This window comes from Brevibacillus sp. Leaf182 (assembly GCF_001423865.2).
Taxonomy (GTDB): Bacteria; Bacillota; Bacilli; order Brevibacillales; family Brevibacillaceae; genus Brevibacillus; species Brevibacillus brevis_C.
In genome coordinates, this window is record NZ_LMPN02000015.1 from 637484 (window position 1) to 652474 (window position 14991).

At 43.7% G+C, this 14991-nt stretch carries 15 protein-coding genes; 3 read left to right on the forward strand and 12 right to left on the reverse strand.

What is annotated here, in order from left to right:
- Positions 1 to 474 precede the first annotated feature (474 nt).
- Positions 475 to 3549: a hybrid sensor histidine kinase/response regulator gene (locus tag ASG16_RS05740; protein ID WP_056488871.1), complete on the forward strand. Its 3075-nt coding sequence runs from the start codon at positions 475 to 477 to the stop codon at positions 3547 to 3549.
- 17 nt (positions 3550 to 3566) lie between these two features.
- On the opposite strand, the gene ASG16_RS05745 is transcribed toward ASG16_RS05740, so the two are convergent.
- Positions 3567 to 4700, reverse strand: coding sequence for a response regulator (locus ASG16_RS05745; RefSeq protein ID WP_241970692.1), 1134 nt, complete (start codon positions 4698 to 4700; stop codon positions 3567 to 3569).
- Positions 4701 to 4801: 101 nt separating this feature from the next.
- Positions 4802 to 5179 (reverse strand): winged helix-turn-helix transcriptional regulator, encoded by a 378-nt coding sequence (locus ASG16_RS05750; protein ID WP_056488867.1) that lies wholly within the window; start codon positions 5177 to 5179, stop codon positions 4802 to 4804.
- 125 nt (positions 5180 to 5304) lie between these two features.
- Between ASG16_RS05750 and ASG16_RS05755 the strand changes: the two genes are divergently transcribed.
- The gene (locus ASG16_RS05755) at positions 5305 to 6348 is read left to right on the forward strand and encodes a zinc-binding alcohol dehydrogenase family protein (protein ID WP_056488865.1); all 1044 of its coding nucleotides are present in this window, start codon (positions 5305 to 5307) and stop codon (positions 6346 to 6348) included.
- A 134-nt stretch (positions 6349 to 6482) separates the two neighbouring features.
- On the opposite strand, the gene ASG16_RS05760 is transcribed toward ASG16_RS05755, so the two are convergent.
- Positions 6483 to 7022, reverse strand: a complete 540-nt coding sequence (locus tag ASG16_RS05760) for a uracil-DNA glycosylase (RefSeq protein WP_056488862.1) — start codon at positions 7020 to 7022, stop codon at positions 6483 to 6485.
- A gap of 124 nt (positions 7023 to 7146) precedes the next feature.
- Here ASG16_RS05760 and ASG16_RS05765 point away from each other — a divergent pair, with 124 nt between their 5' ends.
- Positions 7147 to 7713, forward strand: a complete 567-nt coding sequence (locus ASG16_RS05765) for a DUF4062 domain-containing protein (RefSeq protein ID WP_056488861.1) — start codon at positions 7147 to 7149, stop codon at positions 7711 to 7713.
- 104 nt (positions 7714 to 7817) lie between these two features.
- Here ASG16_RS05765 and ASG16_RS05770 read toward each other — a convergent pair whose 3' ends face one another.
- The 9 genes from ASG16_RS05770 to ASG16_RS05810 all read right to left on the reverse strand — a co-directional run bounded on the left by ASG16_RS05770 (position 7818) and on the right by ASG16_RS05810 (position 14847).
- Positions 7818 to 8240 carry a tetratricopeptide repeat protein gene (locus ASG16_RS05770; RefSeq protein WP_056488859.1) on the reverse strand — a complete coding sequence of 141 codons (423 nt, stop codon included), beginning with the start codon at positions 8238 to 8240 and terminating at the stop codon, positions 7818 to 7820.
- A 70-nt stretch (positions 8241 to 8310) separates the two neighbouring features.
- Positions 8311 to 8808 carry an imm68 putative immunity domain-containing protein gene (locus tag ASG16_RS05775; RefSeq protein WP_056488858.1) on the reverse strand — a complete coding sequence of 166 codons (498 nt, stop codon included), beginning with the start codon at positions 8806 to 8808 and terminating at the stop codon, positions 8311 to 8313.
- Between the two features lie 96 nt (positions 8809 to 8904).
- Positions 8905 to 10578 (reverse strand): DUF6138 family protein, encoded by a 1674-nt coding sequence (locus tag ASG16_RS05780; RefSeq protein ID WP_056488857.1) that lies wholly within the window; start codon positions 10576 to 10578, stop codon positions 8905 to 8907.
- A 291-nt stretch (positions 10579 to 10869) separates the two neighbouring features.
- On the reverse strand, positions 10870 to 11208 hold the full coding sequence (locus tag ASG16_RS05785) for a cupin domain-containing protein (protein ID WP_056488856.1): 339 nt from the start codon (positions 11206 to 11208) through the stop codon (positions 10870 to 10872).
- 29 nt (positions 11209 to 11237) lie between these two features.
- Positions 11238 to 12221, reverse strand: a complete 984-nt coding sequence (locus ASG16_RS05790) for an ABC transporter substrate-binding protein (protein WP_056488855.1) — start codon at positions 12219 to 12221, stop codon at positions 11238 to 11240.
- An 87-nt stretch (positions 12222 to 12308) separates the two neighbouring features.
- Positions 12309 to 13136 carry a helix-turn-helix transcriptional regulator gene (locus ASG16_RS05795; RefSeq protein WP_056488852.1) on the reverse strand — a complete coding sequence of 276 codons (828 nt, stop codon included), beginning with the start codon at positions 13134 to 13136 and terminating at the stop codon, positions 12309 to 12311.
- 234 nt (positions 13137 to 13370) lie between these two features.
- Positions 13371 to 13889, reverse strand: a complete 519-nt coding sequence (locus ASG16_RS05800) for an SRPBCC family protein (protein WP_056488851.1) — start codon at positions 13887 to 13889, stop codon at positions 13371 to 13373.
- Positions 13890 to 14097: 208 nt separating this feature from the next.
- Complete coding sequence (rlmH, locus tag ASG16_RS05805) at positions 14098 to 14577, reverse strand: 23S rRNA (pseudouridine(1915)-N(3))-methyltransferase RlmH (protein WP_015894066.1); 480 nt, start codon at positions 14575 to 14577, stop codon at positions 14098 to 14100.
- A 3-nt stretch (positions 14578 to 14580) separates the two neighbouring features.
- Positions 14581 to 14847, reverse strand: a complete 267-nt coding sequence (locus ASG16_RS05810) for a CxxH/CxxC protein (RefSeq protein ID WP_241970693.1) — start codon at positions 14845 to 14847, stop codon at positions 14581 to 14583.
- Between the last annotated feature and the right edge of the window lie 144 nt (positions 14848 to 14991).

The window sequence follows — 14991 nt, forward strand, 5'->3', positions numbered from 1 at the left end:
ACAGACAAAGTAGTGCTCCTAATCCTTTAGATTCTCTATTTTAAATCGGGAAATTTTCCCCCCGATATTTTAAATGAGAATCACCTCATCCAGAACCATTACTAAACGTATCAAACTTGTACGTAACCACTTAATTAGCTCAACCGCCTGCACGCCTTCTGCTTGCACTAGCGCCAATAAAAACCTGAGCGCCAGTGGACACTTCCACCAAATAGCCCTTTCTTCCTCTCCCCTCGGATTCTGGATATTTTGTTGAAACTACCTATTTTTCAATAGGCCTCATCCAATATGTCATCTTAACAGGGCCACCTCTACATAACCTCTACAACGTTCCTACTTCCACCCTGATATATTCTTTATAAGAGGTGTCCTAAAAATCTTGTCGAAGAGTATTCATTATGAGAAAAAATGATATTTTTCGGATTTGGGAACTAACAATCTTCTTACTACTATTCATTGAGGGTAATCATTGATATGAAAACAGTCGCCTGGAAATGGACGAAAATGATCGTTGTTGCTCTACTAGTAGTAACAGCCGTTCGCTTACTCTGGATGAGTTTCCTCACCACCTTTGACTACGCTGAAAAACCAGTGGCTGTACAAGGTGTGCTTGATTTACGTGGGTGGGAATTCTCTGAATACCAAACATTACGGTTGGATGGGGAGTGGGAGTTCTTTCCTTCTCAGTTCATAGAGGGAAACGGCCTGAAGAAACCTGGGGGACAGACATACCTCCAAGTGCCCAATCGCTGGGATGAGGCATTTGTTCATGAGCAGGGAATAACGGACTCCTTTCACTTTGGCACGTATCGACTACGTATCTTGCTTGATCCGGAACAGAAACAGACGCTTGGACTCAGGATCAATGAGCTTCGAACTGCCTCCGCCGTCTATGCCAATGGGAAATTAGTTACCCAAGTGGGACAACCGGCAACCAGCTACATAGAACATCAAGCACGCAATATTCCCTACTCTGTCAAACTGACACCAGAACAAGGCCAAGTGGAGTTGCTTATCCATGTTTCCAATGATGCCGGGGCAGGAGGAATCACAAAACCTATTCGCTTCGGTACGATCGAAGCTGTACAGATGCGGACGATCCTCTCCATCAGTTTGCAATTATTATTACTCGTCGTGTTTCTGATCCATAGTTTATATGCCTTGCTCCTGTACTTCTTGGGTGCCAGAAATAAAGGCTTGGTATATTTCTCTTTGGTCATGATTTGTGGAATATTGACTGTGGTAACAGCCGATGACAAGTTATTATTTGTCTGGTTGGAGTTCGATTATGATTGGACCGTTAAGTTGACATTTCTCGTCTATGTTGGTGCAGTCGCCTTCATCCCTCCCTTGGTTCATCATCTGTTTCCTGCTTATCTAAACAGAAGGGTTTTACAAGGTTTCGGTGGTTTGTGCAGCTTATACGCCATCTTCATCCTCCTTGTACCTGCTGGAACTATCTTAGCGATGAGCAGAATGCTCTCTATCATGATGCTCCTATCCGTCATTATTTCTGCCTACATACTCTGGAAAGCCATTCGGGACAAGGAAGACATTATATTTCTCCTGCTAGCTTGCTTGTTTGTAGGAGTGAATGTGATCTGGACGATCGCTTATGTCATATTAGGATTGGAATTGGTTCACTACCCCTTCAACCTGATCTTTGCCGTACTTGCTTTTGCGGCATATTGGTTTAGACGATTTTTCCGGGCAACGACTGAGACGAAACATCTTGCTGAGAAATTACAGCAAGAGGATAAGCGCAAGGATGAATTTTTGGTGAATACTTCTCATGAACTGAGAAACCCATTACATGGCATCATCAATATCACACAATCGATTATCGAGGATACAAACACGCCCCTTCATGAAGAACACAAAAAGCGTCTGGATATTCTCCTGCATGTCAGCAGACGTCTGACGCTCATGCTAGATGATTTGCTGGATGTAACCCGATTAAAGGAGAACACCATTCGCCTGCATGAGAAAAAATTAAACCTGCAGTCTATCTTCGCTGGTGTTTTCGATATGGCGAAGCTGATGCTGGACGGAAAACCGATTGCTCTAAAAGTGGAAATAGACGATTCATTTCCTTCTGTTCGGGGAGATGAAAATCGGCTGATTCAAATTCTTTTTAATTTGGTGCATAATGCCATCAAATTTACAGATGAAGGAACCATTACGATTCGTGCGACAACGTCTAACGGATTTGCGCATATCCAGGTAGAGGATACTGGGGTTGGTATCGAGGAAAAGGCTCTGCAAACTATTTTTCAACCTTATGAACAAGCGGAGCTGAATTCAATCAGAGCAAGTGGCGGATTCGGGCTTGGCTTACATATTTCCAAACAATTGGTTGAGCTACACGGCGGTACTCTGTCGGTTCAGTCCACCCTGGGAAAAGGCTCTGCCTTTACTTTTACACTCCCACTAGCTACAGATTCCGTTCCAATAGAAGAAGGCAGCGCTCAGACATGGATGCAGACTTCACTAGAAATGGCCGCTGCAACGACTGATCGAATCACGACACCGACAGAAACGGTTTCTTCTATGAATAGAAAAGCAAAAATAATCGTTGTAGATGACGACAGCATTAACCTGAACATCCTTAGCAAAATGCTTGAATCAGATCAATATGAAGTAAGCACGGCAACTAGCGCTCAGCAAGCCCTGTCCATACTGGAACGTAAACCGGTGGATCTGGTCATCTCAGACGTCATGATGCCTCACGTATCCGGCTATGAACTAACACGCATCATCCGGGAACGATTCTCTGTTTTAGAACTGCCTGTCCTGCTCTTGACCGCGCGCAGTCGTTCCGAGGATATTATAGCCGGCTTTCAAGCAGGAGCGAACGACTATGTTAAGAAACCCGTTGATGCTTGGGAATTAAGGGCAAGAGTAAAAGCCTTAACAGAGTTTAAAATCTCCTTCAATGAACGTTTGCGTATGGAAGGAGCATGGTTACAATCACAAATCGAACCTCATTTTTTATTTAACGCATTAAATTCAATTGCCGCCTTGGGACTCCAGGACTTCACGAAAATGCAAGCACTGCTTGAAGAGTTTAGCAACTATTTGCGTTTGAGCTTCGACTTTCATAATTCTGAACCCGTTATTTCGCTTCACGATGAACTTGATCTTGTTCGATCTTATTTGTATATCGAGAAGCAACGATTTGGCGATCGATTGCAAGTGGAATGGGATCTGGACCCTGATCTCGATTTTTACTTACCACCCTTATCCATACAACCGCTAGTCGAAAATGCAATCAAACACGGCTTAATGCAACGCACAAGTGGGGGAACAGTCTGGATTCACATCAAAGACAAAGAGGAGTATTTCGAAGTTTCCATCCAAGACGATGGGGAAGGGATAACAGAGGAAGATCTGAATCAACTTTTCAGCCAAACAAGGCATGGCAAAAAAAGAGCAAGCGTAGGTCTGCGAAATATCGAACGGCGACTTAAACAACTATATAGCCAGGGATTAACGATTGATAGCTCACCTGACCAAGGTACGATCGTCACTTTTAATATCCCAAAATAAGGAATAAGCCACTTGGTTTATTCCTTATTTTTCTGCTTCCAAAGTCGATACCATTCTGTAATAGCCGGATTAGGCTGTTCTTGCAATTCGTTCCATAACACACTCGTTAATTGATCATATTGCTTGTGAACTGAAGAGTGCCTTCCCATGTCAGCAAATATTTTCATAAGGAAAAAATAAGCTTCTTCCTCGAGCGGATAACGGTGACAAATGTCCAAACATAGCGTGATGGCTTTGTCCCACTCATCATTGGCGTAATACCAATCCACTACTTTCACGGCGGTTTGCACCCATTGCAGTTGTAATCTTTGACGCTCGCTTTCTGCCCATATGTAATTATGCTCTTGCAAATAATCTCCTTTATACAGAGCTATGGCTTGTTCATATTCGCCAATCGTCTCCGCAGATAAGGATAGATCAGAGCGAAAAAAACGCTCAAACTGATCCACATCCAAGATGGTTTGTTCTAGTCTTACCTTATAGCCTTCTGATGTATTGCTGATTTGAAAATGTTTACTAAATGGCGCCAACGTTTTGCGAATATGATAGATAGCCGTATACAATTGATGATAGGCTTTTTCCGGTTCAAGCTCTGGCCAGAGCAACTCAATGATCGCCGTTTTATTAACCACCGTTCCCCTGTGTTGAACCAAATATAAGAACAACTGCTGAACCTTGGCAGTTCGCCAACGAAGTAGGATTTCCTGGCCTCCATCTACAATCGTTACTTGTTGAAACAGACTCATTTGTAAATTCTCCGATTTCTGAAGGGAGAAGGGCGTATGTTCCTCCATCATGGATTGAATTCGTTTCATTGTATTTTGCAGACGTTGCTTGCCAACTGGCTTTAAGACATAGTCAAGGGCGTTCAGCTCAAATGCTTTAATCGCATATCTCTCATATGCGGTGACGAAAACAATTTGTAATTGAGGTTTCACTTCCAAAAGCTGTTCGGCCAACTCGATACCGTTTAGCTTTGGTGTTTGAATATCCAAAAAGACAATATCAATCTCATTTTTTTCAATCTCTCGTTTGCCGATCATCGGGTCCGTAAACTTGCCAACAATTTGAAAATCGCCGATATTTAATAACTGATGCTCCAAATAATTTAATGCTAACTCTTCATCGTCGATTAAGATCGCTTTCATCATGTTCACCACTTTAATATTCTATCTATTTTTAAACTATTCCCTCCCTGAACATTTACTCAAACATTCCCGCTCCACTACTTAGGTTACTGCTCAACTTGCCTCTAACTCTCCTCCGCTTGTATCGTTGGATTTTCATTAAGCCGCACTTTATAAGACTCGCCCCATACTTTCATTGACATAATGACCGGTTCGAGAGTCCTTCCGAAATCAGTAAGGGAGTATTCCACTCTTGGAGGAACCTCTTTATATATTTCGCGATGAATGATGCCATCCCGTTCAAGCTCTCTTAACTGCAATGTAAGCATAAACTGCGTGATTCCCGGATTGAGGCGCCTGAATTCATTGAATCTTTTCGTTCCGTTCAGGAGCTGATAGAGAATGATCCCCTTCCACTTTCCACCGATAACATCCAGCGTTGTTTCAACTGGACATGCTTGCATATCTGGACTCACTCCATATTTCTTTCTTCGGTCTCCCATCAGCTTATCCCCCAATGGTTTGATTTTTAATACTATACCATAAAAATATGCGTACTTACTTAAAGTAATTGAATCGATTTACAATGCAACTGTACAACATTTCCTATTTGAGAGGATGGATACCCATGAATACTCACCAAAAGATGAAAGCTGTCGGTGCTTACCAATACCTCCCTATATCCAATCCGGAAAGCCTTATTGATCTGCACTTGGATAAACCGGAACCTACAGGCCGCGATTTGCTTGTACGTGTGAAAGCAATCTCCGTCAACCCTGCAGACGTAGGCGTCCGCGAAAGTCATAACTACGAAGCCGATTCACCGAAAATTCTTGGTTGGGATGCCGCTGGAATCGTAGAACAAGTTGGTCCTGACTGCCAATTGTTTAAACCTGGGGACAAGATCTATTATGCGGGCAGTGTGTCTCGAGCAGGCAGTAACAGTGAATTTCACGTAGTTGATGAACGAATTGTGGGAAATATGCCAAGAAGCTTGGATTTCGCGGCCGCGGCCGCATTACCGCTCACCTCGATAACTGCATGGGAGGGCCTTTTTGATCGTTTAGGAATTAACGTAAATACAGGCGAAAACAAAAACATACTGATTATCGGTGCGGCTGGAGGAGTAGGATCGATCGCGATTCAACTTGCAAAATTAGCAGGTTTGACCGTCATCGGTACTGCTTCACGTCCAGAGTCAATTCAATGGGTTAAAGGTCTCGGTGCGGATTTTACCATAAATCACAACAACCCTTTTCACCCTCAGCTCAAGGAAGTTGGTATTGACAGCGTAGATTATATCCTTTGCTTGAATGACACTGTTCAACATCTTGAAAATATGGCGGAAGTCATTGTCCCCCAAGGTAAGATTTGCTCTATCGTTCCTGCAAATAAAACTACCTGGGCAGGGAGCTTGAAAATGGACTTGCTGTTTTCTAAAAGTGTAACGTTTGTATGGGAGTTCATGTTTACACGATCCTTGTTTCATACCAATGACATGATCAAACAACACCAATTGTTGAATGAACTGGCTGACTTAATCGATGATGGGAAAATAAAAACTACGCTGACTGAACGACTGGAGCCCATCAATGCTGCAAACCTGCGTTTTGCGCATGAAAAGCTGGAATCTGGACGGACCATTGGAAAAATCGTTTTGGAAAACTTCTGATACTACGAAGACAAAGTAGGCACCAATAAACAACTCTAAGGCCCCTTGCTACTATGGGGCCTTTTTGCGTACAACGGTGTGTGCTGGGCTCACCGCGCTGTCCGTAACGGCAAGTTCTCAAAAGAATCGTCAATCTATATCCTGCCGTGTTGAATCTCCTTCCACTTCTCCTTCAAAGCTTTCAAATCTTCTACGAAGAACCTAAGTAGATTAGACCGTCTTCTTACCGCAAGCGGGTGATAGGTGAAGCTGACGGGTGTACCCTGAAACTCATACCAGCTACCTCGTAATTCCTTGACACTGGCACTCTCCTTATCTATGCATATTGCTTCCGCTACGACATTACCAAATCCAAATAATAGAAGCGGCTGCTTCTGAAAGAGCTGCCGTTGTAGATGAGGGAGACACGCTGCTCTAGCCTCGGGTTTATTGTAAGCACGCATCGGTCGGCATTTTAGCAAATAGGTGACATAAACATCGTTTACATCTATCCCCGCCTCTCTCATGCCGAATTGGAGTGTTTCTCGGGTACCGCATAGAAACGAATTTCCTTCCCGATCCTCCCTGGCTCCGGGATTATCCAGAATCAGCATAAGCGGAGCCTTCGGATTTCCTTCACCCCAGATGACACGCTTCCGCTGCTTGGATAGTTCACAAATTTCACAATGCTCTATACCATTGGGCGCTTAGAGAACTGGACAATCACTTGCTTGCCGCATGAAAACCCAGTCAATTTTGACAAATAAAGTGAGTGAGTGGTAGATTCTTTTTATACAATTCTTTAATTTGGGTGGGCCTATGAGAAAAAAATTGCAAATTTACATATCGTCTACTTTCAACGATCTTATTGAGGAAAGACATACCGCTGTTGAAGCCGTACTTCAAGCCGGTCATATCCCTGCTGGCATCGAGCAATTTTTCAAGGAAAGCCCAATGAAAATTAGGAAGAGATGGATCGACGAGTCCGATGTATATATCCTGATTCTCGGAGGATTTTATGGCTTAACGCTTCCTGATGAATCCAAGAGTTATACGCATTGGGAATATGAGTATGCCGGAGAAGCAGGCAAACCTAGATTCGCTTTTGTTGTCACAGATGAAACATTAAGACAAAAACCATACGACTTCGCAGCAATAGAATACTATCAGAAGTTTCAAGAGTTTAAGCAATCGGTCATGGAACAAATCCCTATCTATTATGTTGAAGATTTACGGCACATTAAAATGGTACTTCGTGATCAATTGCCGGAGTATGCAGCAAGAGACGATTTGTATGGCTGGTTTTCCGGCAAGGATGTCCCGGACGTTCAAAAGCTGTTGGAAGAGAATGCAAGATTAAAAGCGGAGTTGGAGAAAAAGAAATGAAAGAGGGGCTGACACAATCAGCCCCTTTCTTCCGTCTTCCCCGCCAGCTTAGACTTCCCTAACCCCGCGGGAACCTCTATCCCTATTGTTCTAATCCCGGAACTTCAAATCTCTATTTTTGTCTCCAGAAACTCAAGGTACTTTGGGTCATCTTCCATAAAGATCGCAATCCCGGCACCCATATAAGCCCGGGTCAGCTCCTCTGCCGCTTTATCAAGGTTTTCCTGTTCGTAATACAATTGCCCTAGCCGAAGATGCACATAGGGATTCCCCAGCCCTTCCGGACACTGTACAGCATTAAAGAAACACTTGAATGCCTTATCGTAATTCTTCATTTGAAAATGGACATCCCCAATAGCCACATATATCCACGTTGCCGCCTCCCATTCTCGATGATTTTCCGGCAATAATCGGAGGGCCGCGACGTACTTATTCTTGCCCTCCTCAAGATTGCCTGCTCTCACCAAATCATCACCTTGTTTACACAGCACGGTAATTTCGGCATGGGTGGAATCTGAAAGTTGCACCGTCGTCTCTCCTATCCTGTGCGATTTGAAGCCGCCATAGCAAAAATTTTGCCGCTACTTGTGGAATGGTTCAGCTTAACGATGCCAGCTCATCTGCGATCATTTTTGCCTTTTCCGCAAGCTCCCTCATATCATCCGCCGGAACAAGCTCGGCTAATTCGTAAGTCAGCGGATCACGGGAAAACTTGTACAATTCATCCCGAAGCAGGTTCCTTTTTTCTTCGGAGGCATCTATATAAATTCTGCACGGCTGCCTATCCTCATCCAAATCATGCAAATCGACATAGCCTGATTTTTGAGACTCCAACACAATAGCTGAAAGATCGATTAGAACTGAGCAGGCAATATCAAGTTCTGCTCGAAACGTGCCGTTCGCATTTTTTATGTCAAATCCAATACTTCCGCCGCTTTTCAAGTCTCCCTCGGAAAGCAGAACATCCAGACCCAAGTCCTTTAAAATCTGATTGAGCGTCACATTCGTTGAGCCCAATTGTTCCAAATAGTCTACCAATGCCAGCGAATCATCGGAACCCCCAATTAAATCTCCCCACCATTTGCTTATGTACATGTTTTTCTCCCACTTTCTTTTAAGCATTGTAATGATCTAAATAAGATCGTTTCACTCAAAAGCATGCTTATCAATGCCGCTTTCACCGAGCCACCGTCAGGCTATACCCGCCGCCTTTTGCAGACGAATTATCAGCTCCTTATGCTGTCCTTGCGCCTTGCGAGCCAATGCAGTCAGCTTCTCCACCTTGCCCCAGATCGGGTACAGTACCCGCTCGACCTCGTCATCCGACAGAGTCTCTATTTGCTGTACGAATAGCAACAGCTTGTATTCGCTTTCCAGCTCCGGCTGAATCTTCAGCTTTAGCGAATCGTGGGAGCGCAGCAGGCACGCGATCAAGGTGGGAGTCGAGCGTTCCGTTATGCCATAGGTTTCGGCAAAAACGGCTGTGAACTTGTCATGCACCAGTTGATGCTCATCATCCACTAGGTCCATGTAAGCTTCAACAAGCGGAAAATACCGCTCGGACGAAAGCCCCAGCCCGAACACAGCATAACTGCCCGGCATTACGCTTTTTTCGCTTTCCGTATCCTCGTACCATTCATACTCTTCCATCGCCTCACGAGTGTATTCCTCCAATAAAGGATGCAGCTCGGAATAAGCCAGAGCATTCGCAAAAAAACGGTGCGTGTCCGATTTGGCTAGCCCCTTGATGGGTAAATACTCCTTCACGCTGGATTTCAACTTGATTTTGTAGCTTTTCGGGAAGTCCTTTCGGAGCAGGGAGAGAATAAACGAAATCGCCCGCTCGTACGCTCCCGCTTCTTCCTTGCGAATAACGATTGTGAAAAGGGAAAAAACATCGTTAGCCTTGCATTCGACCAATTCATGGCGCAAATGGACGTCTTCTTGCGAGAAGCTGTCGCTGCCATCCTTCAGCATACGGGCGGCTTTACCGCTACCAAGCTGCTTCGCCAGCTCCAGAAAAGTCTGGCCCATGAATTTGCTGAATTCCGGCTCGTAACGAATAATCATTACCGCTCCGTACAAAAGAAGGTCGATAGGCTGACTCGGCTCATCCTTGTCCTCAAAAACAGCATCCGGCTTGATTACATACTCATTGGTCCTGCATTCGGAACGGGTAACATCATAGTAACGCGGCAAAAATACATTCTCGACCCAGTCGGTCAAAGCCCTAATGATATCTCTTCGATGCTCGGCAAGAGCCTCAACCTGTTCTTTATTCAACTCCTGAATCCGGTCAAATAAAGCGATCGTCTTTGCGGCTTCCGGTTCGGGGAACAAATACGGATCCAGCAGATGACGCGCCAAAAAGAAGGTTTCCAGCCTGTTTGTCGGGTTAGAGCCCTTCTCCAGTTTTTCCTCCATATAGGACTGAATTCGCTCCAGAAGCTGCCGCTTTTTCTCTTCATATTCAGTTTCCAGCACCGTTAATTCCACCAGCCCGTCCGTCGTTGCGAAGGTTCCTTGGAAGGTAAAACGGTAGTTGATCAGCGGCGACGTTTCCAGCTTGTCCAGCCTCTCCCTTACGATTTCCGCCAGCAGAGGCTGAACCTCATGCAATATCTGCTCCCGCGTAAAGGGGGAAGCTTTCATCGACTTTTTGCCTGCGGCACTCCCTACAGATTTGGAACTTTCAACCCTAGTCCTGCCCGGTCGATAATCCAGCATGACAAAGTTAAAGATGCCTACTTGCAGCGTGGTGCGTAAGACCACTTCCTCTGCATTCTTTCGATTCTCCTGTTCGTCAAACCATTTATGAATCGCCGTTTTCATCTCTTCCAGCGCTTCTTTTTGTAGTTCGTTCATTGTCTCCCGCCTTTTTGCGTGCTCCATCTTAGCTCAATATAATCATACTATGAAAATGGGAAAGCTTGTTGGAATTGTATGCCTCTGCCTGTGGTTGGCTAAAGCTTGATCCTTAGGATGCAGGAAGTAGAGAGGAGAAAAATGCTTATGTCGGGAAGATCAGATTTAATAAACATAAAAAGCCGCTGGAGCAAGAGCTACAGCGGCTGGAAAAGGAACAAAATGATATTGAACGTAAAAAAAGCGGAGCTGAGAGCTGTACTAGTAGATCCAATTATCATTGGCTGCTGTTCATTCGGACTCATTACCGCCAGTGTTTACTGCGCTTCTAGGCTCCACCAACATGACATGGCATTCCTTTTCGGCGAAAGGCTTTTGAACGGCTCCCCCCGGGACAATAAACATCTCACCCTTGGAAATTTTCACTTGGCCATCACGAAAAGCAATGAACATCTCTCCTTCGAGCACGATAAATACCTTATCCGTACCTTGATGCTCGTGCCACATAAAATCCCCAGCAATCTTAATGAGCTTAAATTGATAGTCATTTATTTCAGCAATGACTTTCGGAGACCAGAGATCGTTGAATGTAGATAGCTTCTCATTCAGATTAATAGCTTGGTAATGCAAATGAATCCCTCCTCATTTTTCTCGACTTTTTAGAGCTTACGCAAGGCACTTGTTATATTTTGTAAAGCGTATTCGATAGCTAATGGGCCACCAGTAATAGCGGACGCATCCATTAAATGAACATTTCTTTTCTTAACGGCATTGAGATTATTCCATACATTGCTTCGTTTTAAGTCATTCATTAATTGTTCCTTTTTGGTAATGTCACCGATAAGGAAAATATGGTCTGCTTCAACAGTTGATATTCCTTCAAACGTAGTAAATTTATTAGTCGTACCTTTAAATATATGGTCTGGTGTAAGTCCCAGTCCCTTCTCTTTATCAAACGCAAGTATATAGACCGGATTTCCTTCACCTAGGACATTAAACGTTTTTCCATCCCACGACAATATAAGGGCTACTGACTCTCCTTCAATCGACTTTAATGTTTCGCGCCCAGTTGTGATTTCTTTCATCATTTTATCAATGACTTTTTCCGCTTCATCTTCTTTTCCAATAATCTCGGCTACTGTACGGAGTCCATATTGCCAATCGTCATAGATGTCCTTGGATTTTAACGTAATGACTGGCGCAACTTTTTCTAGTGAATCATACATTTTTTCATGATGCTCAGTTGCTAAAATAATGTCAGGCTCTATCGATAGGATTTTTTCAATATTAGGTGATAATTTTTCTCCTAATTCATCAGTTGAATCCAGCTTTCCTTTTAAATAGGTTAAAGTAGATAGATACTCTTTTTCAGTAGAAGCAGCAGGCGTCTCACCTAATGCAACTAGTATTTCAGGATAAAAATACCATAATGAAGCAATATTCTCTGGTTGTTTCTCGATAACAATTTCTTTACCTAAGGCATCCTTAAATGTTCTTGGCCATTCAGTTGTATCTACCTTACCTGCTGTTGTAGATGCGCCTTCTGTCGTTGATCCTTTATTTTCAGCAGGTGTTTCATTACAACCTACCAATATGCCTGCTACTAATAGCATGGAGATTAGCAGGCCTTTCATCTTTCGCATACGAAAATTCCTCCAACATCATGTTATCTTTCGTTTGCCATTAGTATAGAAAAGGAATTTTTAGATGAGAATGGATGCCTGTTGAAATTAGCATGGATTATTGATGAACTTCTCTCGATATTCAGTAGGAGAGATACCAAGTTGTTTCTTGAACACTCTACTAAAATAAAACGGGTCAGCAATTCCAACCGTTTGCGCAATTTGTTGTACAGACGCATCACTTGTAAATAGCATTTCTTGCGCCATGTTTATACGATGTTTTAATATGTATTCCGCTGGTCCCATACCTGCATGTCTTCTAAATAAATAAGACAGTCGATTTCGATTCACGTTATGTTGTTCTGCAAGCGATGCTATTGTAAGGCTTTGATCATAGTATTCATGAATATAATGAGATACCCGTTCGAACAAAGTTTGTGATTCACAGCTATTCTGCCTATTCACAACACATAATAAGGTTTCATTCAGTACATCACGAAACAGCATTTCGGTCTGAAACATCGAAATGCCACCAGGCTGATTATACACATGCCAAAGGCGCATAATTAGTTCAATCAGACGAGGAGATTGACCCGTTGATAATTCAAAATGCTGATGGGAAAAGCTTGTCTCTTCTAGTTCTGAGTTATATATCCGGTATAAAACAAGGATATATTCCCAGTTTGTGTTACCGAACATTTTTTGAGATATTTTCATTCTTGCACCGCCATGCACAACTTTTCCTGGCGAAAAGATATAAGGCGTTCCATTAAATTGAAATTGCACCTTCCCTGTAAGTGGAAACACAAATCCAGGAAAAGAATCTGTATATTCAGCGTAAGGTACACCTGGATTTTTCGCATATCGATATACTCCTTCTACTTGAAAAGGAATGTGTGCCAAATGCTCCGCTAACTGATTAACGTCGATTTTCACGTTGCATACCTCATTTCAATAGTCGTTTGCCAGTAATACCTGAGGGCTCTTGTTTATTTTACCATTATTGATAACGATTATCACTCTCAACATATGAGGACAATAAAAATGCCGCACCCGCTTATGTTCAAACAGCGGGTAACGGCATCAGATCAGGATATTCTCAAAAATAGAGGGGCAATAGTCTCATTGAGTCTTAAACTTTGGACAAAAAAAGACGTCCGATTGGACGCTTTAGCTAGTTTTATTTCTTCCCTCCGTCAAATATTGTTCAAGCTGATCAAAGGTCCCCCCGAAGCCCTGCTGCATGGACTCGAACATCCCCTCAAAGAAGCTGCGCTCTTCTTCAGTAGCATTGATCGCTTGGCTGCATAGGGTTATTTCGGTTGTACCATTATTATCGCTCAATGTTACCTCATTGCGAATTTCGAGCGGAATCAAATCACTGAATGGAGACCTGACAATGTTTCCTGCCTCATCCGAAAAGCAGTTGATCCAGACAATCTTCTCGGGAGCCTTGATCTCCTGGTACACAAATTTACCCCACATTTGACTGCCATCAGGAGCTTGCATGCTGTAGTGGAAAAATCCGCCCTCACGAAAATCGAGATGCTTTACACTTATTTCAAACCCTTTCGGCCCCCACCAATGCTTCAGGTGCTCTGCCTCAGTCCATACTTGGTATACAAGTTCGCGTGGCGCATGAATCTCACGCGTTATTACTAACTCTTTGCTTTCCGAGTTGAGCGTCATATCGATTCCTCCATCAATCAGTATTCATTTTTAATTTATATAAGTGCTTGGACGAGATACCGTGCCCAACCGCGATTACTGACACCGCCAATATTATTAAACAAAGTTAATACCTTTAAACATACCGACCCAGTTAAATATATAAATCTAATCATTACGAACTTTATATCAAAGCAACTACTTTGTTAATGCTTGTAAATACTTGCCGTTACTTATGATAAGGCTCCCCCCGACTAATCCGAAACGCCCGATAAACCTGCTCCAACAACACCAACCGCACCAACTGATGCGGAAACGTCATCTTCGAAAACGACAGCAACGCATCAGCTCGCTTCAACACCTGATCTGCCAACCCCAACGACCCGCCAATCACAAACGCCACCTGACTGCGCCCATGCAAAGCCAGCTTGTCCATCTCCGCAGACAGCTTCTCCGACGACCACATTTGCCCATCAATCGCCAGCGCAATCACATACTGATCCTGCTTGATCTGCGCCAGGATGCGCTCGCCTTCCTTGCGCTTCACCTGCTCCATCTCCGCCGCACTCATCTCTTCCGGCGCCTTTTCATCATTGACCTCGATCACTTGCAACTTGCAGTAAGCAGACAAACGCTTGCTGTATTCATCAATGCCCTCACGCAAATATTTCTCCTTCAGCTTTCCTACCGTAATAATCGAAATCTGCATGCCCTACATTCCCTTCTCTTTCAAAAGCGCAATCTGCCCAGGCACTCCACATTCCCGACAACGCTTGTCTACTCCATCGCCCTCAATCGCCTGTGCTGCATACGTATCCGGCGCCGCCTCAAAATCATTTACGTAATCATCCAGCTCCTGCTCCAAATGCTCCATGCAAGCAAACCGCACCGGATACTCCGCCAACAACTCAACTTCTTTGCCTTCTATTTGTAAGCTTTTCATCTTCATGTCCATATCAAATGCCTCTTTTCCGTTCATTAATGTTGCTTCCTATTCTACCCCAGAACAGCAACAAAACAAATGAATCCGCCAAAAAGACATCAATGAGTTTGCAGAGATGAGCCAGTTAAAGCTGTAGAGAGAAAAAAGAAGAAAACGGCGAAAGTCTTTGGGATATCATCC

What these genes read in the sequence shown, in the direction of transcription:
- ASG16_RS05740 (WP_056488871.1), top strand. Translation starts at nt 475, where the DNA reads ATGAAAACAGTCGCCTGGAAATGGACGAAAATGATCGTTGTTGCTCTA.
- ASG16_RS05745 (WP_241970692.1), bottom strand. Translation starts at nt 4,700, where the DNA reads ATGATGAAAGCGATCTTAATCGACGATGAAGAGTTAGCATTAAATTAT.
- ASG16_RS05750 (WP_056488867.1), bottom strand. Translation starts at nt 5,179, where the DNA reads ATGGGAGACCGAAGAAAGAAATATGGAGTGAGTCCAGATATGCAAGCA.
- ASG16_RS05755 (WP_056488865.1), top strand. Translation starts at nt 5,305, where the DNA reads ATGAATACTCACCAAAAGATGAAAGCTGTCGGTGCTTACCAATACCTC.
- ASG16_RS05765 (WP_056488861.1), top strand. Translation starts at nt 7,147, where the DNA reads ATGAGAAAAAAATTGCAAATTTACATATCGTCTACTTTCAACGATCTT.
- ASG16_RS05775 (WP_056488858.1), bottom strand. Translation starts at nt 8,808, where the DNA reads ATGTACATAAGCAAATGGTGGGGAGATTTAATTGGGGGTTCCGATGAT.
- ASG16_RS05780 (WP_056488857.1), bottom strand. Translation starts at nt 10,578, where the DNA reads ATGAACGAACTACAAAAAGAAGCGCTGGAAGAGATGAAAACGGCGATT.
- ASG16_RS05790 (WP_056488855.1), bottom strand. Translation starts at nt 12,221, where the DNA reads ATGCGAAAGATGAAAGGCCTGCTAATCTCCATGCTATTAGTAGCAGGC.
- ASG16_RS05800 (WP_056488851.1), bottom strand. Translation starts at nt 13,889, where the DNA reads ATGACGCTCAACTCGGAAAGCAAAGAGTTAGTAATAACGCGTGAGATT.
- rlmH (WP_015894066.1), bottom strand. Translation starts at nt 14,577, where the DNA reads ATGCAGATTTCGATTATTACGGTAGGAAAGCTGAAGGAGAAATATTTG.
- ASG16_RS05810 (WP_241970693.1), bottom strand. Translation starts at nt 14,847, where the DNA reads ATGAACGGAAAAGAGGCATTTGATATGGACATGAAGATGAAAAGCTTA.